Raw genomic sequence first — 21447 nt, 5'->3', positions numbered from 1 at the left:
CTGCGTCCTGAGGAGTTTACACGGGACATGAATTTTGTAACTCATAGGCCGGAGGGGATTCTGCTTGCTTGGCACAAGAAAAGAATGAAAAAGAATTGGATTCTTTGGCTTGGTTACGCTCCAGAGCCCGGTTAATTAGGGTATTAATTTCCCATTGTGTGGAACTCCAACCATATAATCCCCGTAATTGGCGAATAATCCATAGTTTACTGCGTAGTTGGCGTATGTATTTCACCCCTGCCGATTCTTCTTCAGATGAGTAACCATTTATGTCGTATCTTAACTGGTTCAGTCTATTCTCAAAATTAGGATGATTTTGATTAATCTTAATAAAACGCTTAATACTTTCTAGAGCTAAATTCTTTTGGAATTTCAGACAAAAACGATGATCCTCACCTATATCTCTTAAAATCTGCTTGAATGATCGATAACTCATATTCGGTTTTATTTGTTCCAAATAAGGATTTTTAAAAGCATATGCTTTAACTAATTGCATAAGACCAGAATCTCTATATTTTTTGGTTATATACGCTCCATTGTCTATTAAATGTTTGATGATTAACACTCCATTTTTCGTTACATCCTGTTCATCATCTACCCCAGCTTGAACTCGTTCCACTACAATGTCTAAAGGAGTTTTACCGGCTTTATTTTTTACATTCATGAACTGAGCAAACATGCTCAAAGTTTCTTCATAGCGATACTCACCCAGCTTAATTGCGGTATGTAACGGTGTATCTCCTTTCTCAAATCCACCGGCTTCATTACATAAGGTCTTATAGTGAATAAAAGAATTACGGACTTGTTTTACAAGAACCTCAGTTACTAGATGCGGCGGAATAATTTCTTGCAATAAAGCTTTGGTTTTTTCATTATCCAAACTGCCTACATAATTTCGAAAATCTTTTACCGAAAACAATGCAGCCCGCAAACGGGCAAGCCTTGCTATGGTAGTTTGGGTCATCAATGCAACTTCAGCGCGATCTGCCGCATTCTCCATTTCTGCACAGTCTTGTACTGTTTGCTCAATGATCTCATTGGGAATTAAAATATGTTTATAAAATGATTTCCATTTCGCTTGGGTGAACCGAGAATTATTACTGAGCAGAGAAAAAGCATTAATATCGGCATAATTATGGTATTCCTTGTTGTCAAAGGGATTAGCAATATAACTAAATTTTGTTGGCCAATAGGAATTAGACGAATTAGTTAAACACGTGAGTGACTTAAGGTCTTTGACGGTAATGTCAAACGCATGAGCACCGTGCATTAAATGAAAAGGTCGGCGAGTATGAAACCCCATAATGCTATCTACGAACATTAAATCATGATCAATTTTAAAGAACACCACCTGAGGCTTACCATTGCGCTCTACCAAATAAAAGCCATAGTTTCCTTTATGCAGATCATCCTCTTCCAAAGTATAAGAAGTCGCAAGGATGCTGGCTAAAGAGTCATAATCAATGGTTAATTTTCCATCTATCTCCGCTTCGACTAAGCGCGCAAAAAAGCCCTGAGGTAATTTATCTAGAAAATAAATGGGTATTTTAGTGGGATCATTGAGTCGTGATGGAGTTGAGTCATAACCTGTATTTGGATCATTTAAAGCATAAAAGTCATGCTCTAGCCCTTCCTTGTTGGCTATAACATAGCAAAGATGCTGAACAGCCAAACCAAGAATGTTTTTGTCACCATCGACCACCAAGTTGTTCGATGGCGTTAAACCAGATAATAAAAACAGGCGAGCCAATTGGCTAAACATCACTTCCAAACGAGAAAATTGCGGTTGACCGTATTTATTCTTTTTATAAATAATTTTATAAGCGGGTTTTTCCCGACTGGGGGGAGTATATACTGCTTTAAGATACGTCTCATGACCCGATGCGTGTGAAGGCGGTCCTAAGGTAATATCTTTAATCTGAAAAAATGCAGCCATGAACCATAAATCGGAATCAAATTGCGCTAAATTTTAACATGAAGAACAAAAAAATCAATTCTCATCAATAGTTAACGTATCATTTTGAGAATCAAAGTCACCGCTACTATTTAAACGAATTTGTAAACCCACATTATTTTTTGAATCCGCATACTTAATTGCATTTTCTTGGGAAATTGCTCCGCTTCGGTATAATTTTAATAAAGCCTGATCGAACGTCTGCATCCCCTGTTCGGTGCTGCGCTCCATAGCTTCTTTGATGTCATCAATTTTTCCTTTCTCGATCAAATCAGAAACATAAGGCGTATTTAATAATAATTCTACAGCAGCCATACGTTGATTATTCACGCCAGGAATAAGACGCATTGAAATAATAGACCGTAAATTGAGCGACAAGTCCATTAATACCTGTTTCCGTGCATCTTCGGGGAAGAAATTAATAATGCGGTCCATTGCTTGGTTCGCATTATTGGCATGGAGCGTCGAAATACATAAATGGCCTGTTTCTGCATAGGCAATAGCATGCTTCATCGCATTGCGTTCGCGAATCTCACCAATTAAAATCACATCCGGAGCTTCACGCATCGCATTGACTAAGGCATTATCATAACTCATGGTATCAATACCCACTTCGCGTTGGTCCACTATTGATTTTTTATGTTGATGAATAAATTCAATAGGGTCTTCAATGGTTAAAATATGCCCGCTTTGGTTTTCGTTACGATAATCAATCATTGATGCCAAAGTAGTTGATTTACCGGATCCAGTTGCACCTACAACCAAAACCAGACCGCGTAACTCCATAACTATAGTTTTTAAAATCAGCGGTAAATTTAATTGTTCGAGTGAAGGAATTTTATTTTTGATATAACGCACCACCATCGAGATGTCTCCACGCTGGCGAAACAAATTAATTCTGAAACGCCCGACAGAAGCAATGGAGAGCGCCATATTCAGTTCCAAAGTAGCCTCGAATTCTTTGCGCTGATCATCATTCATCAACGATAAAGCAATTTCAGCCATTTGTTGGGATTTGAGTGGCACCTGCCCTACAGGAGAAATTACCCCTTCAATTTTAATATTAGGTGGCGCCCCCACACTAAAAAATAAGTCTGAAGCACCGCGGTCAACCATTAATTTAAAAAAAGGAGTTATGTCCATATATCATTCCACCATCGTCAGAGTGTAGCCTGGGGGCTTCACCTGAATCTTATACTCATCTCTGAAAAACCTGTCCAGCCCTATCCCGACGTCCCGCGGCTTTGTCCGCGGGATCCAGAAAATCTGCCTAAAACCCTGGACCCCGCGGACAAAGCCGCGGGGCGTCGACAAAGGTGTGATCAAGAGACAGGTGCTTCACCCTGGCTATGACAAGACCAGTTAAGAAATCACCAAATCACGTATCCTTCGATTTTCCAATTCATTCTGACACGTCTTTAAAAAAATCGCCTTGGCATTTTTCGCTGCCTCGCTCTGTACTGGCATTAAATCAACCACCTCATGGAGACGCATCAAAAAACTTACACATTCTTCTTTAGTATATTCTATGGATTTCATTTTTGGTGAATGACTTATCTCTTTTATACTCTTATCCTCCAATTCACTTTTCAAACCCAAACTCAGATCAAGCATTTTTTGAAAATAATTAGTGTTATAAGGAGCCATAGCCAAACGATCTGCACCATCATTCTTCTGGGGTGTCGCATTCCAGCGTTCCGCTGCTTCTATAAACTCCTTCATGTTTTTAGAGTCTAAGAACTGAGAATAATGAACCACTCCATCTGGAAAATGTTTTCCTAAATGATTTCTTACTTCAAATTTTTGTTCTTTTAAAAACTCTAAAAATTCTTCTTCAAAACGAACAATCCCTCGTGTTTGGGGATGAGTCACCACATCCAACGCAATGATATGTTCATCAGGGCTGCTCGTACCGGTTGGAGATAATCCTCCATTAGTTCCTTTCAAATAACGAACATAGACCGCGTAAGTTATCGGGTATTCTCCACGCCTCGATGCCTTGTTTACCTGATTTTCGATTTGTTGCAAAATTGCTTCTAAATTCTCTCCAGCCTTGTCATCTTTTACAGGGATAAAATAATCCACATCACGAAGTTTTTCAGGGAACGCGACTTGGGGATGGGTGATATGATTTTCAAAATCGACTATAGATTTTGTTCCTCGTTCTTCAATCGATTGAGCCGCTGCAATTAACATAAACTCTGGCAATAAACTTCTTAATTCCGAATTAACTAAGAAGTCCATTAAATCTTTACCCAACCTTAGTCCCAGCTCTTGGGCCAAAGAAGTAATCGTTGGTGCATAGGTTGGTTGAGTCTTTTGAGTTGGTTTATCCGTAGTGTAATTCCACATACGCACTTGCCATTGATGAACATTCTCACCCAGTGGGGAGGAGCTTGGCATTCCCATAACACTCACATAGTGATTATTCTTTAATATATCTCCCAGTTTGCCTTTCATTTCTTCGGTATTGTGAAATACTGCGATTGTTTCTCGTAAATTGTAAGCCTTCACCGCGCGCATTTTGACACTAAGAATAACTCCTAAAAAACCGCTATGTGCTGCACATAATGTTTGAAAATCAGGATGGTCCGGGGTCAGTTCACGAATGTTTCCATCCATATCACAAACTCGAATTGACTCAATCAAGCCACTGACTGCCGGCTCATCACGACCTGTACCGTGTCCTCCATGCCCAAGTAATCCTACTAAACTTGCCCAACTCAACATACTAAGCGTCGATGAAGATAAATTATTTTTTCGCAAAAATTCTGCATATTCGGCTATTTGCATTCCAGCACTTACCTCAACCAATGAGGCAGGAAGCTGGTGAATTGGATTGTTGGGATTAAGCCATGCCGGTTTGGTATTAAGAGGGCCTAGGACTTTCGCTTTGTGAAATTTCTTTTTAAAACGAAGAATAATGTCAGTACCTTCGCCTTCAGAAGAAGCTCTTCCTCCTACTACTTCTGAAAAAGAAAAACTGCCTTTACCGTATTCTTCTTCCTGAACTTTGGACCATGGAAATAAACAACAGCTTACACTGTTGTCTTTATTTTCCCAACCGGCCGTCGCTCTTAAGGTAATTTTATTCTTTGGAGTCCGCCCCTCATTCATCCGTTTTATTTCTTTCATAATTAATTGAACTTGCGCTTCACTATCTACATCAACAACCACAGCTGAGGGATTACGTACGTTTCCCATAAAATTCGTCCAACCCTGACTGCAAGAAATTTTGTTGCGGGTTAGCATATCCATAAATTCAAATTTTAGCTTGGCTGGAAAAGTCATCATTGCTCCTATCGTTGATTAAACATCAAAAAGGTAAAGACTTTATCCATCCATCATGTCATAAGTTCTTGAAACTTTACACATACACGTCTTTGTGACTGGAAATCCCTCGTTTCGCCTTCCAATTCACCTTGAGGCACTAAGCTTTCTTTTTTACTGGATGCTGCGAACAAGTCGCAGCACGTAGTGCTCTGGGGCAGTCCAAAAAAAACGTAATTGCATACCACGTTATCCTGAGGAGTTTACGACGAAGGACCAGTTTTGACCTAAATTTATGTCATTCCCGCGCAGGCGTGAATGACACTATATATGATTAATGACACATATGAGTAATAATACTATATACAAACAAGTTACCCATTAATGGACTCGAAAAATGGTACAAAAAATGTGACGATATTTCAGGTTTAGGATAATAACGTCGTAACCTGGGGTCCAATACGCTTCACCCAGGCTACCACTAGCACAAGAATTACATTTTTTCCAAAACTTCGTGCAAATATTTAACAGGTTCGATTACCATTGAAGAGTTCTGCTGTTTTGGTGCATTGGCAAAAGGCACTATTGCCCGTTTAAACCCATGTTTTGCTGCTTCTTTTAATCGCTCTTGCCCACTTTGAACGGGTCTAATTTCACCTGCCAATCCTACTTCACCAAAGATAATGGTTTCCCGATCAAAAATTCGATTACGTAAACTCGATACAACGGCGGCTAATAATGCTAAATCAGATCCTGTTTCCGTCACTTTTACACCACCTACTACGTTAATGAAGATATCCTGATCGTAGGTAGCAATGCCCCCATGTCGATGTAATACAGCAAGTAAAATAGCCAGGCGATTGGATTCAAGCCCAACCGTTACACGTTTGGATTGCTGCCCATGTGCCTCATCCACCAGCGCTTGAACCTCCACTAACATAGGACGCGACCCTTCCCACGTCACCATCACTGCACTACCTGCAGTAGGTTCTGGTTGACGCGATAAAAAAATCGCTGACGGGTTGGCTACTTCTTTTAAACCTTTGTCCGTCATCGCAAACACGCCAAGTTCATTGACCGCACCAAAACGGTTTTTAATGGCACGAATGACCCTAAATCGGCTGTCACTTTGACCTTCAAAATATAAAACGCTGTCTACCATATGCTCTAAAACTCGTGGGCCTGCTAAAGCACCCTCTTTCGTTACATGTCCAACCAGAAACACGGCGGTTTGGGTTAGCTTAGCAAAACGAACCAATTGTGCGGCCGATTCACGTACTTGGCTCACCCCTCCTGGAGCAGAACTGATATTTTCCGTAAAAATAGTTTGAATGGAATCGATCACAATCACTTTAGGACTTTCTTTTTGTGCATGAGCAATAATTGATTCGACCTGTGTCTCGGCTAAAAGTCTTAAACCCGCCAAGGGTAATCCCAGGCGCTTGGCACGCATCGCTACTTGTTGTAAGGATTCTTCACCAGTGACATATAAAACAGTTTCCTGCATCGAGAGATTAGCCAATGTTTGTAATAACAAAGTGGACTTACCAATTCCTGGATCGCCACCGATCAGGACTACAGAGCCATAAACTAAACCGCCACCTAGTACTCTGTTCAATTCGGATAAGCCACAATCCATGCGCACTTCTTTATCCATAACCACATCTTCTACAGCAGTGATTACCGAACGTTGATTCACCCAAGAGCCGCTGCGCGAATTTTTATTCACAGGCATACCTTCTTCTGCGATTGCATTCCATGCCCCACACTGCGTGCATTGTCCGGCCCATTGCTTAAAAATTGCGGCACATTGACTGCATACAAATTGGGTTTTCGTTTTCATACTTATTCCATCTGATTCGGTTGCCGTTAATATACACGATTTAGCTTATTGAATCTTCATTATGCATGGCCTGAATACCTCACTTAAATTTAAATGTGAGGTAGCCTGGCTGTGAATCCAATTCAAATAAAATTAATTTACTTACATTGAATCCTGAGTACAACTCAGTATAATCAGTACATTTTGCACAATCAGGACAAAATCTATGAGCCAAGGTATGCATTTTGAGCAGTCGATCACGGAACTAGAGGAAATTGTCAGGCAACTAGAAAAAGGCGAACTCTCTTTAGAAGACTCCCTGAAACAATTTGAAAAAGGAATTAGCCTGGCCAGAAATTGTCAGGATGTGCTACAAAAAGCCGAACAAAAAATAGAAACATTAACCTCGGCAGAACCCAGCTCGGATGAACAATTAAGTGATAAGTAATTACATACAACGGCATGAAGAATTTCTCAAGCAAATAATCAATGACTCTTCTGTGCCTGCAACAACGATACGTTCGGCAATTAATTATTCTCTTTTCCCTGGCGGAAAGAGAATCAGACCTATTTTGGTCTATTTAACTGGAGATTTGCTCAATCTGGATCTAAAAATTCTCGATGTTATTGCTGCCGCAATTGAGTTAACGCATTGTTATTCTTTAATTCATGATGATCTCCCTGCGATGGACGATGATGATCTGCGTCGTGGTAAACCGAGTTGTCATAAAGCTTTTGATGAGGCGACAGCGATTTTAGCTGGTGATGGCATGCAACCCTTGGCCATTGAAGTCCTATTAACTCATCTTTCTCCACTGATTGACCCCCAACAAGTCATAGCAGTTACTCTTGAGCTTGTTAAAGCCAGCGGCATTAGTGGGATGGTGAGCGGACAAAGTCTAGACTTATCTGAATTAGCCAAATCATCTACTAGCGAAAAACAGCTTAGAGAAATTCACTATCTTAAAACTGGGCGACTTATTTTAGCGTGCATTGAAATGGTTCTAAATGCCCGTACAGTACCCGAAGCCCATCAAGTCGCTTTACAGACTTATGCCAGTCATTTAGGTCTGGTTTTTCAAATGCAAGATGACTACCTGGATCATTATGCTCCTGCAGATTTGGGTAAAGGCCGCTCCTCTGACTTGGCTAACCAAAAAACAACATTTGCGACTCTATACTCCAAAAATAAATTGGAAGAAGAAATCAACACGCATTATCAAATTGCGTTCGATGCGCTAAAAATATTTGATCAAAAAGCACTTGCATTGATTGACTTAACCAAGCAATTACAAGAACGTAGTCAATTGGATAGGTAATAAATAATTTTCAATCCGATACTCAAAGGAGAAAATTTGATCCCCAAGGAAACTACGTTAAAACATGGATACCGGAATTAGCACAAGTTCCCAATAAATGGATTCACAAACCTTGGGAGGCCCCTCAAAATGAGTTGCGCATTACGTTGGGCTTATCCTTTACCATTAGTGGATCATAATCTCGCAAGGAAAAGAGCATTACAAGAATATCAAACGATTAGGAAATGAACGATATTTTAACTCTTTCGCCTCGTTATCTGCGAAATAGGGATCATGGTTTCAACCCCAAGTTCTGTTTTTCTTTGCTCGCCCTTCCAGGCATGTCCGTACACTACTTCATAAGTTAATGGATATTTTCCTTTATCCGTTTGCAGGGTAGAGTAATTTTGTTCGAATTGTCGCCAGGCCATTTTCCCCGTTAAACCTTGGTTTCGTTGCGGATTAATATTTATTACTCCCTGGGCTTTTAAAGCCTGTAATAACTGAGGCAGCGTTTCATAATGTACCGCCAATAATTCCATATCAACTACGGGCTCCAAAAAGTGCTCAGACATCAAGCAATCACCTACATCATGCATGTCAGCAAACTCATTCACATGAGCATGCTGATTCACTCCGGACCAAGCATGTTTCAATTCTTTAAAGGTATCAGGCCCCAAAGTAGTAAACATCAAGCATCCATTAGCGTTCATGACTCGATTCAATTCCCGAAAAACTCGCTGTAACGGACCGCCCCAGTGAATCACTTGATTGGCAAAAATTAAATCAAATGCACCTGTAACAAAGGGCATATGCACCATATCTGCAGCCACTAAAGGCCATTTGCGTCGCCAACCTTGTTTTTTTTGTGCCTGAATTAGCATCAGCTGTGCCAAATCCAAACCAACAACTTGGGCCTTTGGATACATTTGGCTCAATTCATAAGAAAAAAAACCTGGTCCACATCCTAGGTCAAGAATACGCTGCGGCTTCATATTCAAATACTGCAATCGCTCTAGTAACCGTACTCCAATCTCTTGTTGTACTTTAGCAGCACGTTCATATTCAGCGGCATGATGATTAAATGCCTTGCTAATTTCATAGATAACAGCCATTATAAAACCAGGAAAAATTAATGGATTCCAACGCTCGTGCGCCAGAAAATATGGAGTTTAACACAAAGTTTAAGCTTGTACTCAATATGTGCTTTATGCAATCAATTTCATAATAACAAAATGGCGGTATGTCACGCGTGTATTTCGCTCATGACGCCTTTAGGCCCTGCTTGTCATTTCTGCGCTTATCCTTTACCTGATACGCATCTGTCGGTCTGCGGGCGCTGTATTAAAAAAACACCTCATTTTGACCGAACAATTATTCATTACATCTTTGAAGAACCATTGCGCAGTCTTTTGCATCAATTTAAATACCACAATGGCCTTTATCTTGGTTCTTTTTTAAGTCACTTAATTCTTAACTCTCTCAGTCATGGAACGAGGCCTCAATGTTTAATTCCAGTCCCTATGCATCCACAACGACTTAAGGCACGCGGATTTAATCAAGCAGCGGTTTTAGTTCGTTTACTCGCCAAAGAACTAAAGTTACCTTATGATTTAACCAGTTGCCAAAAGATCATTAACACAGAGCCCCAGGCAAGTCTTGATGGAGAACAACGGCAAAAAAATTTACGCCATGCGTTTAAAACAAAAAAGCTTCCCTGGCATCATGTAGCAATTATTGATGATCTTTTAACAACTGGCAGCACTGCAAATGAACTGGCTTTCACTTTAAAAAAATCGGGAGTTAAACAGGTAGACATATGGTGCTGTGCACGAACCGTTGGTAAATCATAAAATAGGTATCCTGGTTTCTCACGCAGGATACAATGATATGATTTTATTTGCACTCTGGTTGTCGAGTGAGTTCCGATTCATTAATGCCGCAGAATTGCAACATCATGGAAACATCAATGCCATAGGGAGTAATACTATGCGCCACACTGTTAACAGATAAAGAGCCATAACCATGGCCATGCGATTGATAGATTATCTCATTCTGATCGGCAAAAGCTTGAATTGCCTCTTGAGCTGCTTCTAAGCGACCATCAAAATTACCTTTATCAATATTTAATTTCGTATTTTTAATGGCAATCTGAATGTTATTATTTTGGACTGGTTCCTCTGAAAAGAACCGACGATAACCTTTTTCTTGTCTCCCGCTGCGTCCTTCTAGTTGTTGCTGCAATCTTTGATACATAATTCACCTTTTTTAGACAAACTGATTGATTGTAATTGCTTTTCAAGAACGAAGCAAACCCTGCATCAATCATCTAATTAACTATTAAAATTTAGACTCGCTGCAGATCATTCATTAATAAATGAACCAATAAGACACAAAATATAATAAAGAACAGTCGATGCAATAAAAGTTCCATAGGTACCGAGACCGCTTTGCCGCGAACTTTTTCAATGAGCGCATACACTATAGAGCCTCCATCCAAACCTGGGATAGGGAACAGGTTAATCACGGCCACCGCCAAACTTAAGCTAGCTATAAAAAATAGAAAAACAACCACGCCTTGGGTAAGTGAAGCCACTGACGCTGCAAAAATACCTAGAGGTCCTAACAATACTGAAAAAGGGATTACTCCCGTAAGTAATTGTTTCAATATCATTAGAAAAAAATAAACCATATTCCCCATGAATTCATTCGTTTTATGTATTGCATCCATGAGGGATGAAGCCCGCAATATGTTTTTGGGCGCAGATAAATTCGGTTTAATTCCCAATTGCGTCAATAAAGATATTTTTGCCCCATGAAATTGTTGATGGCTTAAGTCAAGCATGGCATTTGACTCTTGCCCATTAGTCCGAATCAGCGTAACAGGAATATTGTTCTTTCCCCATAGAGTCACCAAACGCATCCCCACATCGCTCCAAGTCGGAGTAGCAGAACCGTTAATCGATTTAAATTTATCACCAGGAAGCATCCCTGTTTTCGCTGCGGTACTGTTGGGAAGTACTTCTTTGATTTCTGGCATAGTGTATGTAAGGCCTATGCTATACACCAGAACAAAAGCAAACCATGCGGTAATCAGATTTGCCACTGCTCCTGCAAGTAAAATAAGAATACGCTGCCAAATCGGTTTTTTATCAAAACATACGGAATGTTGCTTTGGATCTACGGGACTGATACGTGTATTTTCTAATTGGACGTAACCTCCTAATGGAAAAAATGCCCACACCCATTCACAACCACTTCGACTTTGCCAAATCAATAACGGCTTCCCAAAACCTATAGAAATTTTTTTGATTCTTACTGAAAAAATACGTGCTACTAATGCATGCCCACCCTCATGTATTCCAACAACCAAAATTAATGTAAGAATAATGGCGATTATTGCCAAAACCATAAACTACTCCTTCACCGAGGGCGCGTGTTATCAACGATTAATTCCAATACGGGAGTTCCTTTTCTACCATCGAGTTCATAACCTTGCCGATAAACTTCAAAAATACGATACGCCTGATTCGACTCACTATCAACTAATTCAACATCATCACCTTGTTCATCAATTAAGGTAACCGTTAAATGAATCTCACGAAATCCAGCGATATGATATCGTTCTTTAAATAATTCTAGTACACGTGCCAAACTTTTTGCTGCTTCTTCGCCACTATGTTCGCCTTGCAGGATAATATCCATGATGCTCTCCCCGTAACTTGGGATTTTTGTATAAAACCCTCTATTCTTGTTAGCGGCAAAATATGAATGTACTTTAATTTTACAATTAGTTTTTTTAATTGTCTGCGGTAAAGCCTTAAGCTCGGTTCTACTGCACATCATTGAAGTTATAGAATCGTTGCCGCTAGAAATCAAAATAAAGAAATAAGACAGCAGGCCTACAAATTTACTGACTAATCGTTTACAATTCCACGATTAACTCAATAATTCATATTCCAATAATTTATATTCTATGGTGTTTGTTGCTTGCGGGCTAAATCATAAAACTGCTCCAATAAACGTGCGTGAAAAAGTCGCCTTATCTCCTGCTACCCAAGATTCCTTGCTCGATAGCTTGTTAAAATTGCCGGAAGTGAATGAAGCCGCTATTTTATCGACCTGTAATCGTACAGAAATATACTGCGATACCCAAGACCCGCAAGTCATTGCACATTGGCTTACCAAAGAACATCAATTACCATTGGATTCCTTATCCCCATTTTTTTATGTGCATAAAGGCCATCAAGGAATCAAGCATCTTTTACGTGTTGCTAGTGGTTTAGACTCTATGATGATTGGTGAACCCCAGATTCTTGGGCAAATGAAACAAGCCTACCAGCATGCGTGCAATCTCGGTGCCATAAAAACGGAACTACGCCCAATTTTTGAATATGTTTTTAGCGCTTCAAAGCGAGTACGAACACAAAGTGGTGTCGGTACAAATCCCGTTTCAATTGCCTATGCTGCAGTACAATTAATAGGCCAGCTTTTTACAGACTATAAATCGCTGAATGTTTTTTTAATTGGTTCAGGCGAAACCGCTTCTTTAGTTGCAAAATACCTGCGTCAACACGGTGTTGAACGTTTTATGGTTGCAAGTAGAACACTAGAAAATGCGGAAAAACTAGCCAACTCATTTAATGGTAAAACGATTCCTATCACGGATATCGCTGAATATTTACCTCAAGCTGACGTCATTGTTTCTGCTACAAATTGTCCAATTCACTTTCTTAATAAAAGTTTGGTCGAAGAGGCATTAAATCAAAGAAATCATGCACCCATGTTTTTTTTGGATTTATCTGTTCCCCGCGACGTAGAAGAAAACATCAAGGAATTAGGACCAATACAACTTTATAACATCGATGATTTGCAATTTATGATCGATAAAGGTATGGAAGAAAGACGCCATGCCGCGTTACATGCAGAACAATTAATCGATGAAGAATTGAAGAAATACATCCGCAAACATCGCTCACTTAAAGCCAAAAAAGTCATTTGTGATTACCGCAGTCAAATGCAAGACTTGGCACAAAAAGAGTTAGAGCGTGCTTTGAAAAAACTTTCTGCAGGACAATGTCAGCAGGTCGTTTTAAATGAATTTAGTGAACGCTTGGTTAATAAACTCACACACAGCCCTACTGCAGGTTTAAGGCAAATCGCTAAAGACGGTCGGGAAGATTTATTTACTTTGGCACAATATCTTTTTAATACAACAACACATCAGTCATCCTATGAAGAAATCTCTTGAATTCAAACTGCAACAGATGCTCGAGCGATACGAAGAAGTAGGTCGCTTATTATCTGAAGCATCCGTTATAGCAGATCAGAATCAGTTTAAAGCTCTTTCCAAAGAATACGCCCAGCTAGAACCGGTAGCGACATGTTATGCAACCTATGTTGAAGCAAAAAATAATTTGTCCTCATTGAACGAATTGCTCGAAGGCGATGATGAGGAGCTGGCCTCAATGGCTTCGGAAGAGTTAGGAGCAGCTCAACAACAAATAGACGAGCTTGACGAACAATTGCAATGGCACCTGATACCCAAAGATCCAGATGATGAACGTAATATTTATCTCGAAGTCCGAGCAGGAACCGGCGGTGATGAAGCCGCAATTTTTGCTGGTGATCTTTATCGGATGTACAGTCGATATGCAGAAGGCAAAGGTTGGCAACAAGAGTTAATCAGTGCCAGCCATGGAGAACATGGGGGATATAAAGAAATTATCGTGCGTATTAGTGGTAATGCAGTGTACTCGCAACTTAAATTTGAATCTGGGGCTCATCGTGTACAACGTGTTCCTGAAACCGAATCTCAAGGTCGCGTACATACCTCTGCGTGTACTGTAGCCATTATGCCTGAAGTGGATGAAATTGATGACATTCAAATTAATCCTGATGATTTGCGAATTGACACCTATCGTTCTTCGGGTGCTGGGGGTCAGCACGTCAATAAAACCGACTCTGCCATACGGATCACGCATATCCCAACAGGTGTAGTAGTGGAATGCCAGGATGAACGCTCCCAACATAAAAACCGAGCCAAAGCAATGTCTTTACTTAAAACACGTTTGCTGGATGCAGAACAAAGCAAACAAAAGAAAGAACAAGCGCAAACTCGGAAATCGCTGGTAGGAACAGGTGATCGTTCAGAACGAATTCGTACTTATAACTACCCTCAAGGACGACTAACAGATCATCGGATTAACTTAACGATCTATCAATTAAATGACGTTATGGAAGGAAACTTAGCATTAGTTATCGAACCATTAAAACGCGAGTACCATGCAGAATTACTCGCAGAGCTGGGACGAAATGATTAGTATCCGTACGGCCCTGGGAAAAACTCCGGATCTGGAAACAGAGATTTTACTTTGCCACACTTTGAAAAGACCCAGGACCTATCTCTTTGCACATTCTGAAGAATTACTTACTGCAGAGCAATGGGAACTCTTCCAAAATTTAATGGCTCAAAGATCCCAAGGAATTCCCATTGCCTATCTCATAGGTGAACGCGAATTCTGGTCCCTAAATTTAAAAGTTAATGAGCATACCTTAATTCCCCGACATGAAACTGAACGACTAGTGGAATTAGCCTTGGAGCTGATTCCCAATCGCCCCGATACCTATGTTCTAGACTTGGGTACTGGCAGCGGAGCCATCGCCTTGGCCCTTGCTAAAGAGAGACCTCATTGGCACATCATTGCTGCGGATATCAGTCCAGAAGCTTTAAATATTGCAAAAGAAAATGCACAAAGCCATAAGATAACCAATGTAAGTTTTTATTTATCCAACTGGTTTAGTAATATTCCGCAACGCAAATATCATGCACTGGTAGCAAATCCGCCTTATATTTCAGAACACGATCCCCATATACACCAAGGCGATTTGCGTTTTGAACCAAGAAATGCTTTAGTGAGTAGTCAAGAAGGCTTAGCTGATCTACAATGTATTATTAAACAAGGTTATGACTACCTTTTACCGGATGGTCTAATTTTGCTTGAACATGGGTATGATCAAAAGTTAAAAGTACAGACTATACTTAATGAATTACAATATAAGAACGTACAATGTTGGCAAGACATTCAGGGAAATGACAGAGTAAGTGGGGGTTGGCGATAATTTTATTGATGATACAATCGTTTTTTGGTATACCTAACCGCTTTCTGTAACCCCAAAGTTGTACATGGGAACGGAGGCTAAAATGACCGAGCAATTAATTGATAAAACCAATGAGAGACGACACAACGTGAAAAACGACGCGATAGGTAGCATGGGAATCACCCCCTATAAGGAAGCCCCTGGTGAAGAATATATGAATGAAAAGCAGTTAGCACATATTGAAAAAATATTGCTAGCTTGGCGTCAATCGTTGATGGAAGAAGTCGACCGCACAGTGACACACATGAAAGATGAAGCGGCTAATTTTCCAGATCCTTCAGATAGAGCCAGCCAGGAAGAAGAATTCAGCATCGAATTACGTACTCGTGATCGTGAGCGTAAATTGATTAAGAAGATTGAGGATGCCTTAGAGCGCTTGAGAAATGAAGATTTTGGTTACTGCGAAGCATGTGGTATTGAAATCGGCCTCAAACGTTTAGAAGCAAGACCTACAGCAACTTTATGTATTGATTGTAAGACCTTATCCGAGATTAAAGAAAAACAAAATCAAGGCTCCTAATTAAATAGATCACCTCTTCTGCAAAGAAGAGGTCTCTTCATAATGAATCACTTTGGGTTCGCGTTTTTCTTAATTAATACCAGAATTCATTCATCAGAAATAGTTACGTCATCCTGGAAATCGTTAGGTCATCCCGAAACGCAGAGCTTCCAATTCCCCTTAAGTTTTACGTGACTATAACAATACCGACGTCCCGCGGCTTGTCCGCGGGATCCAGGGATTGAGGCACTAAGCTCGCTTATTCCTGGATGCTGCGAACAAGTCGCAGCACGAAGGGCTCAGTGGCTGTCAAGGAAAACTTAAGGTGAATTGGAAGACGCTGTGAGGGAGCTCCAATCAGGTGGCATTACATTAATATAAGGCCACAATCAGGAAACCCTCATTCAACCTAAATAAGCTGCTTCAATTTGCTGCAAATGTCGCCCTACTGAGCCTTTGTTTTTTTCAAAAACGGCAGTGGCATTTTGAATCATGTGTTGACGAAACTCGGACTCCGTATGCAGTTTAATAATTCCATCAATCACATCATTGGCCTGATCCACTAACAAAATACCCTGAGCCGCGTGTAAATCATTGCAAATGGCTTTAAAGTTATGGATGTGACTTCCACTTAATACCGGTACACCCATCGCAATAGGCTCTAAGACATTATGCCCACCTACAGGAACCAAACTTCCGCCTACAAAAGCATAGTCACTAATTTGATACAAACCTAAAAGTTCCCCCAAACTATCTAATACAACAATTTCATTTTCAGGGCTTAAGGTTTTTAGATCAGAGCGTAATCCCGTTTTAAACCCTGATTGCATGCATAATTGATAAACGGCTTGAAACCGTTCAGGGTGACGAGGTGCAATTAATAAAACAACTCCCGGCATGGCTTGCTGTAATCGCTTTAAATGCGACAAAATCTGTGCCTCTTCATTCTCATGAGTACTTGCAGCAATCACCGCCACTCGCTCTGCTCCCCAATGACTTTTTAAATCGCTAAAGCGTTTACTATCAATCTTATTGGTTTGCAGATCAAATTTCATATTTCCTAAGACATGGACTATCTCTTTTCTGGCTCCTAGAGTCATATAACGGCGTGCATCCTCTTCCCCTTGGGCCAAAATCGCAGAGAATTGATTCAAAATAGGTTTAATTATAAATTTAATCTTTTTATATCCATTCAAGGAATCATCAGATATCCGTGCATTCGCAAGTAATAACGGAACTTTTGCTGCTCGAGCTTGATAAATTAAATTCGGCCATAATTCGGTCTCCATAATCACACCAACACGAGGCTGAATTTGTTTAAAAAAGCGTTTGAGTACATAGGGAAGATCATAGGGTACGTATTGATGAGTCACCTTATTACCAAAGCGGGCTTGTACTCGCTCCGAACCCGTTGGAGTCATAGTAGTGACAAATATGGACCAGTTTTTTTCCAATATGGCATCGATCAAGGGAATAGCAGCAATTACTTCCCCCAAAGATACAGCATGAATCCAGACATCAAACGGTTTATAATCATGCTTACCGAGAAAGAAACGTTCGGATATACGCTCCCTGTATGAGGGTAAGCTCCTCCCTTTCCACCATAAACGAATAAGCAGAAAAGGACTTAGCAAATACATCAAAAAAGAGTAAAAAAATCGCATATAAAACTAAACCCAAAAAGCGACAGTATATACTTAAAGTGTGGTATAAAGCGATAAAATCAATTTTAACGTACTAATATAAGGAATCCTTTGTAATGTCTCTTCGAGACTTCTTTGTCGTATCAACATGGTGGGGGAAGATTCTTGGCGCATTTTTTGGCTATTTAATCGACGGGCCTACAGGGGCAATCTTTGGCCTTTTGGTCGGTAATTTCTTTGATCGGGGTTTATATAATTATTTTTCTAATCCTCATTGGCTGTATTACACCGAAAAGCGTAAAGTAATTCAAAAAGTCTTTTTTGAAGCAACCTTTTCCATTATGGGGCATTTAGCTAAAGCGGATGGTCGTGTTTCCGAACAAGAGCTGGACATGGCACGTCAGTTTATGGACGAAATGCGTTTGAGTAGCGAACAAAAAACGTTGGCAAAACATTTATTTAATGATGGAAAAAAAGCCCAATTCAACTTAGATGCAGTGCTTGAACATTTAAAGAAGGCCTGTAAGGATAATCGGGACTTGTTACGCTTGTTTATCGATATTCAATATCGCGCTGCTCAAGCAGATGGGCTTGGTGCTAAAAAAATCCAAATATTGGATAAGATTTTTTCCAAACTCGATTTTGCACCGCTTCACAAACAATATCGTTTTTATGAGGATTTTGGTACCAGTTATTCATCGGAAGCACCAGATGATACGAAGCAACAATCACAACAATCCTCTTCATCATCTCACTCGTATTCATCCTACAGTAGATATAATTATCAACCCAGTAAAACAAACATGGATTATGCTTATGCCCTTTTGGAAGTATCACCGAATGCCAGCAAACAAGAAGTAAAAAAAGCCTATAGACGCTTGTTAAGCCGTAATCATCCAGACAAATTAATTGCCCAAGGCTTACCCCAGGAAATGATTAAAATGGCAAATGAAAAAACGCAAAAAATAGTAAAAGCGTATGAATTAATTTGTACCAGTAAGGGCTGGTAACCTACACATGTGGGGTACGCAGTAAAATCCTTGATTTTCTTTAATCAATCTTAAAAAAGTAACAGTTTTCGCAGACAAGTCACTGAACGTCGGCTCTGCCGTTAGAACATCAGTATTTGAGGCTTCCGAAATATTATTTTCGCGCAAAATGTGTCGAATACAGTCGTTCAGTGAATACTGCGTGCACTCTTACAAAAAAGGAGCGATCGGTCCTAAATAAGAGTACATCACTGGAGGTGATTTAGGATGAAACTTTGGCAGCTTTACCATCCAGCCATGAATAAAGGAAAAGAGAAGTTGCTTACTGTATTCATAGTCATGGTGGGCACCCGGTATCTCTAAAGCCAAATAATTATTTTTATCCGGTCCAAATTCTTTTTTTCTTGCAGCCATTTCTTGCTTCGTCAAATCATAATCAAATTGAGCAACAATATCAAAGACGGGCATATTTAATTTAGGTTTCTTATTTTTAGATGGGGGAAGATCATAAGCCGATAGCAAGATTAAACCTTCAATTTCAGGTACAGGAGGTTTTTCCAGATAATCAAATGTTTGTTTCAATTGTTCCCCATAATGTACGACCACAATACGCATGATTTTTTGATTTCGCAACGTAGTGACCACTTCTGGAAATTGTTTGATCCAGGGAACGGCATTACTACTTTTATTATTAAGTAATACAACCTGCCATCCGTTTTGAGCCAATTCATTTGCAAGGTTATCTAAAAAGAGCGTGGATTGTGGCTGTGCACCTCCATTCACCAGGAGCACTGCGCCATATTTTTCGTTTTTTGCGGGCCAATAAGGTAAATCAACACTCTTACCATCTACCTTGACGGTTAATTTGTCTGCCAAAGCAGCTGAACATAAGAAAAAAAATATTAAAACGATCCTTGTAATATATTTCATATTATCCTAATAAAATGATCCTGGCTCAATTAAAACGGATATGTAGTCTGATGCAACGTAGCAGAACCCTGAGCCAGACTACATTGAAGGTTAGCGCTTTATCTAATCAGTTAATTCTATACCCGCTTGATCCAACATTATTTTGGCTTTATCTCCAAGAATTTGATGTGCCAATGCAGTTGGATGGACTAAATCAAAAAACAAGTAACCGTTACATGCATCTGGTGCTATTTTAGGTTTGACGGATGCCACCATTTTTAAGACCGATTTTTTAGTGATATCGTCCACTACAGAATTAACACAAGTGCCAGTTATATTGGTGAATCCATAATCTTGTGGATGCATCATGACTTCATCAAAAGCTTGATGCAAATCATAATATAACCACTCTACCTCTGGGTATTTTTGTTTGAAGTCATCAACGGACTTACTTAATAAATTATTATGCTCTTGAGCGTAATAAGTCATTTCGTTAATTGAACCAAATTCAATTGCAGCAGGAGTTCGCCCTAAATCAGGCAAATTAACCACTAAAATATGTTTCGCACCTTTTTCTACTAATCGATTAATACTGCGTACAATTCCTGTATGCACATCGTGCAATGTTTGTTCCGTTTCAGATGGAAAGGCGAGGTAGTTATTTGAGCCTATCCATATCACGAAAAGACTGTCTTCACTCGCTTTATCATTATGTTCTGCCAAATAGTTATTCACTTCTCTTCTTAAAGTAAACAAGACATCATCAGCTCCTTCTTCCTCGGACACACCAGCACCACCATAAGCATAATCCAATAAATGTCCAGCAGGATTTTCAGGAAAGTAAGAAGCAATTACATATTCGATCCAAACAGGTCCGTTAGAAAAACGACCTTCGAAATAAGGTGGAGATGGTGGTAATTGATACTTCATAAATTTATATAAATTACCGTTATCAGATAAACTATCACCAAATACAACTATATTATGAAGAGGTGTAGCCCAAATAATCCCGGAAAATAAAAAAGCCCCTATAGTTGCTAACAGTTTCATGAATACCCTTAAGTCTAATCCTAAATAAAGCAGTGACATCTTACTACAAATGGCTACTGCACTGAATTTTGAAGAGTGTATCTGGTTATTTTAAAAACAAAAAGCCACCCGCATTATAGTATGAAAGATCATTTATAAGCAATTTTTTTGCATAAACCCACTTTTCACTATTTTAATATATTTATCAATAAGTTAAATAAATTCAACTGCTCTAAAAACAACTATTTAAATCATAAATATGCTTATTTCATGGACAAGAAGACTATCTTGAAGGTTTTCCATTGCTCCCTAATCAAAAGATATTTATATTAGTATTTTTTGCCAGGGAAGCTTCATAAATGACTTTTGAACACAATTTCATCCTTAAATGTCTTGATTGTATGGAACAAATATTTTCTGATGAGGGAGAGTTAAAAGAAGCAATTCATCATTACCTCGAAAATAAAGTACCTACTTCTCGTTACCAACTGAATACCAAAATAACTGACGCATCATTATGGAATGAACACGATAAATTACGCTTTAGTGCCACTGTTTTTGAAGCAATTGCCCGCAGCTCATTATCGTTTTACTCAGAAAGCGATGAGAGGGCTCAAGAAATAAGTGCTGCCAATACAGTATTCCAGCAACAGTATCTCCCCCTCTTAACTGAAAATACCAACCCCAATAACAGGATTGACTCAGTAAAAGAAAAGATTGTACGAATTAAAACAGATCTCAAAAATAAAATAGAACGAACGGAGAATCCTTATACTTTTTTTACACCTGTCACCGCAGGCTTAGTCGTTATTGCTGCCGCCGCGACCACAGCAGCTTTATTAGCATATAAAGCCTAACTGAAAGAATGCGGGT

General features: G+C 39.6%; 21 protein-coding genes. 10 read left to right on the top strand and 11 right to left on the bottom strand.

The features are described 5' to 3' along the window. Window positions 1-16: 16 nt before the first annotated feature. The 4 genes from ankK to radA all read right to left on the bottom strand — a co-directional run bounded on the left by ankK (window position 17) and on the right by radA (window position 7067). A complete protein-coding gene (gene ankK / locus ACWTEW_RS02740; protein WP_454780231.1) occupies window positions 17-1936 on the bottom strand; it encodes a Dot/Icm T4SS effector AnkK/LegA5 in 1920 nt (639 codons plus the stop codon). Window positions 1937-1990: 54 nt separating this feature from the next. After that, entirely contained in the window at window positions 1991-3097 is a 1107-nt protein-coding gene (locus ACWTEW_RS02735; protein WP_454780230.1) for a PilT/PilU family type 4a pilus ATPase, read from the bottom strand. A 219-nt stretch (window positions 3098-3316) separates the two neighbouring features. Continuing rightward, window positions 3317-5245, bottom strand: a complete 1929-nt coding sequence (locus tag ACWTEW_RS02730; RefSeq protein ID WP_454780722.1) for an L-gulono-gamma-lactone oxidase — start codon at window positions 5243-5245, stop codon at window positions 3317-3319. A gap of 472 nt (window positions 5246-5717) precedes the next feature. Next, complete coding sequence (gene radA, locus ACWTEW_RS02725; RefSeq protein WP_454780229.1) at window positions 5718-7067, bottom strand: DNA repair protein RadA; 1350 nt, start codon at window positions 7065-7067, stop codon at window positions 5718-5720. A 205-nt stretch (window positions 7068-7272) separates the two neighbouring features. Here radA and ACWTEW_RS02720 point away from each other — a divergent pair, with 205 nt between their 5' ends. The 3 genes from ACWTEW_RS02720 to ACWTEW_RS02710 are packed head-to-tail and all read left to right on the top strand — an operon-like array spanning window position 7273 to window position 8544. Then, complete coding sequence (locus ACWTEW_RS02720) at window positions 7273-7494, top strand: exodeoxyribonuclease VII small subunit (protein WP_454780228.1); 222 nt, start codon at window positions 7273-7275, stop codon at window positions 7492-7494. Beyond that, window positions 7484-8365: a polyprenyl synthetase family protein gene (locus ACWTEW_RS02715; RefSeq protein WP_454780227.1), complete on the top strand. Its 882-nt coding sequence runs from the start codon at window positions 7484-7486 to the stop codon at window positions 8363-8365. The genes ACWTEW_RS02720 and ACWTEW_RS02715 overlap by 11 nt, the downstream gene beginning before the upstream one ends. Continuing rightward, window positions 8365-8544, top strand: coding sequence for an FAD-binding domain-containing protein (locus ACWTEW_RS02710; RefSeq protein ID WP_454780721.1), 180 nt, complete (start codon window positions 8365-8367; stop codon window positions 8542-8544). Before ACWTEW_RS02715 ends, ACWTEW_RS02710 begins: the two co-directional genes overlap by 1 nt. A gap of 57 nt (window positions 8545-8601) precedes the next feature. On the opposite strand, the gene bioC is transcribed toward ACWTEW_RS02710, so the two are convergent. Then, entirely contained in the window at window positions 8602-9459 is an 858-nt protein-coding gene (gene bioC / locus ACWTEW_RS02705; RefSeq protein ID WP_454780226.1) for a malonyl-ACP O-methyltransferase BioC, read from the bottom strand. Between the two features lie 36 nt (window positions 9460-9495). On the opposite strand from bioC, the gene ACWTEW_RS02700 reads away from it, so the two are divergent. Further along, window positions 9496-10197: a ComF family protein gene (locus ACWTEW_RS02700; RefSeq protein WP_454780225.1), complete on the top strand. Its 702-nt coding sequence runs from the start codon at window positions 9496-9498 to the stop codon at window positions 10195-10197. 43 nt (window positions 10198-10240) lie between these two features. On the opposite strand, the gene ACWTEW_RS02695 is transcribed toward ACWTEW_RS02700, so the two are convergent. From ACWTEW_RS02695 to ACWTEW_RS02685, 3 genes are all read right to left on the bottom strand, one after another. Then, window positions 10241-10600, bottom strand: a complete 360-nt coding sequence (locus tag ACWTEW_RS02695) for a hypothetical protein (RefSeq protein WP_454780224.1) — start codon at window positions 10598-10600, stop codon at window positions 10241-10243. Between the two features lie 91 nt (window positions 10601-10691). Further along, window positions 10692-11756, bottom strand: coding sequence for a M50 family metallopeptidase (locus tag ACWTEW_RS02690; protein ID WP_454780223.1), 1065 nt, complete (start codon window positions 11754-11756; stop codon window positions 10692-10694). A gap of 11 nt (window positions 11757-11767) precedes the next feature. Next, window positions 11768-12049 carry a hypothetical protein gene (locus tag ACWTEW_RS02685; RefSeq protein ID WP_454780222.1) on the bottom strand — a complete coding sequence of 94 codons (282 nt, stop codon included), beginning with the start codon at window positions 12047-12049 and terminating at the stop codon, window positions 11768-11770. A 271-nt stretch (window positions 12050-12320) separates the two neighbouring features. Between ACWTEW_RS02685 and hemA the strand changes: the two genes are divergently transcribed. The 4 genes from hemA to dksA all read left to right on the top strand — a co-directional run bounded on the left by hemA (window position 12321) and on the right by dksA (window position 16025). Next, window positions 12321-13595, top strand: coding sequence for a glutamyl-tRNA reductase (hemA, locus tag ACWTEW_RS02680; RefSeq protein ID WP_454780221.1), 1275 nt, complete (start codon window positions 12321-12323; stop codon window positions 13593-13595). Further along, window positions 13579-14667 (top strand): peptide chain release factor 1, encoded by a 1089-nt coding sequence (gene prfA, locus ACWTEW_RS02675; RefSeq protein WP_454780220.1) that lies wholly within the window; start codon window positions 13579-13581, stop codon window positions 14665-14667. The genes hemA and prfA overlap by 17 nt, the downstream gene beginning before the upstream one ends. Continuing rightward, a complete protein-coding gene (gene prmC / locus ACWTEW_RS02670) occupies window positions 14660-15466 on the top strand; it encodes a peptide chain release factor N(5)-glutamine methyltransferase (protein ID WP_454780219.1) in 807 nt (268 codons plus the stop codon). The genes prfA and prmC overlap by 8 nt, the downstream gene beginning before the upstream one ends. 82 nt (window positions 15467-15548) lie before the next feature. After that, window positions 15549-16025, top strand: coding sequence for an RNA polymerase-binding protein DksA (gene dksA, locus ACWTEW_RS02665; RefSeq protein ID WP_031562609.1), 477 nt, complete (start codon window positions 15549-15551; stop codon window positions 16023-16025). 383 nt (window positions 16026-16408) lie between these two features. Here dksA and waaA read toward each other — a convergent pair whose 3' ends face one another. Then, window positions 16409-17668: a lipid IV(A) 3-deoxy-D-manno-octulosonic acid transferase gene (gene waaA, locus ACWTEW_RS02660; RefSeq protein WP_454780218.1), complete on the bottom strand. Its 1260-nt coding sequence runs from the start codon at window positions 17666-17668 to the stop codon at window positions 16409-16411. 95 nt (window positions 17669-17763) lie between these two features. Between waaA and djlA the strand changes: the two genes are divergently transcribed. Further along, complete coding sequence (djlA, locus tag ACWTEW_RS02655) at window positions 17764-18657, top strand: co-chaperone DjlA (RefSeq protein WP_454780217.1); 894 nt, start codon at window positions 17764-17766, stop codon at window positions 18655-18657. Window positions 18658-18846: 189 nt separating this feature from the next. Here djlA and ACWTEW_RS02650 read toward each other — a convergent pair whose 3' ends face one another. Next, window positions 18847-19566: an alpha/beta hydrolase gene (locus ACWTEW_RS02650; protein ID WP_454780216.1), complete on the bottom strand. Its 720-nt coding sequence runs from the start codon at window positions 19564-19566 to the stop codon at window positions 18847-18849. 102 nt (window positions 19567-19668) lie between these two features. Continuing rightward, entirely contained in the window at window positions 19669-20595 is a 927-nt protein-coding gene (plaA, locus tag ACWTEW_RS02645) for a GDSL family lysophospholipase PlaA (RefSeq protein WP_454780215.1), read from the bottom strand. Between the two features lie 338 nt (window positions 20596-20933). Here plaA and ACWTEW_RS02640 point away from each other — a divergent pair, with 338 nt between their 5' ends. After that, window positions 20934-21431, top strand: a complete 498-nt coding sequence (locus ACWTEW_RS02640) for a hypothetical protein (protein WP_454780214.1) — start codon at window positions 20934-20936, stop codon at window positions 21429-21431. Window positions 21432-21447 lie beyond the last annotated feature (16 nt).

It is taken from the genome of Legionella stuttgartensis (genome assembly GCF_977063405.2).
This window is presented reverse-complemented; position numbering and strand designations above follow the sequence as displayed.

What these genes read in the sequence shown, in the direction of transcription:
- ACWTEW_RS02690 (WP_454780223.1), bottom strand. Translation starts at nt 11,756, where the DNA reads ATGGTTTTGGCAATAATCGCCATTATTCTTACATTAATTTTGGTTGTT.
- ACWTEW_RS02650 (WP_454780216.1), bottom strand. Translation starts at nt 19,566, where the DNA reads ATGAAATATATTACAAGGATCGTTTTAATATTTTTTTTCTTATGTTCA.
- radA (WP_454780229.1), bottom strand. Translation starts at nt 7,067, where the DNA reads ATGAAAACGAAAACCCAATTTGTATGCAGTCAATGTGCCGCAATTTTT.
- djlA (WP_454780217.1), top strand. Translation starts at nt 17,764, where the DNA reads ATGTCTCTTCGAGACTTCTTTGTCGTATCAACATGGTGGGGGAAGATT.
- ACWTEW_RS02730 (WP_454780722.1), bottom strand. Translation starts at nt 5,245, where the DNA reads ATGACTTTTCCAGCCAAGCTAAAATTTGAATTTATGGATATGCTAACC.
- plaA (WP_454780215.1), bottom strand. Translation starts at nt 20,595, where the DNA reads ATGAAACTGTTAGCAACTATAGGGGCTTTTTTATTTTCCGGGATTATT.
- prfA (WP_454780220.1), top strand. Translation starts at nt 13,579, where the DNA reads ATGAAGAAATCTCTTGAATTCAAACTGCAACAGATGCTCGAGCGATAC.
- prmC (WP_454780219.1), top strand. Translation starts at nt 14,660, where the DNA reads ATGATTAGTATCCGTACGGCCCTGGGAAAAACTCCGGATCTGGAAACA.
- dksA (WP_031562609.1), top strand. Translation starts at nt 15,549, where the DNA reads ATGACCGAGCAATTAATTGATAAAACCAATGAGAGACGACACAACGTG.
- ACWTEW_RS02720 (WP_454780228.1), top strand. Translation starts at nt 7,273, where the DNA reads ATGAGCCAAGGTATGCATTTTGAGCAGTCGATCACGGAACTAGAGGAA.
- ACWTEW_RS02695 (WP_454780224.1), bottom strand. Translation starts at nt 10,600, where the DNA reads ATGTATCAAAGATTGCAGCAACAACTAGAAGGACGCAGCGGGAGACAA.
- waaA (WP_454780218.1), bottom strand. Translation starts at nt 17,668, where the DNA reads ATGCGATTTTTTTACTCTTTTTTGATGTATTTGCTAAGTCCTTTTCTG.
- ACWTEW_RS02640 (WP_454780214.1), top strand. Translation starts at nt 20,934, where the DNA reads ATGACTTTTGAACACAATTTCATCCTTAAATGTCTTGATTGTATGGAA.
- ankK (WP_454780231.1), bottom strand. Translation starts at nt 1,936, where the DNA reads ATGGCTGCATTTTTTCAGATTAAAGATATTACCTTAGGACCGCCTTCA.
- bioC (WP_454780226.1), bottom strand. Translation starts at nt 9,459, where the DNA reads ATGGCTGTTATCTATGAAATTAGCAAGGCATTTAATCATCATGCCGCT.
- ACWTEW_RS02735 (WP_454780230.1), bottom strand. Translation starts at nt 3,097, where the DNA reads ATGGACATAACTCCTTTTTTTAAATTAATGGTTGACCGCGGTGCTTCA.
- hemA (WP_454780221.1), top strand. Translation starts at nt 12,321, where the DNA reads ATGGTGTTTGTTGCTTGCGGGCTAAATCATAAAACTGCTCCAATAAAC.
- ACWTEW_RS02685 (WP_454780222.1), bottom strand. Translation starts at nt 12,049, where the DNA reads ATGGATATTATCCTGCAAGGCGAACATAGTGGCGAAGAAGCAGCAAAA.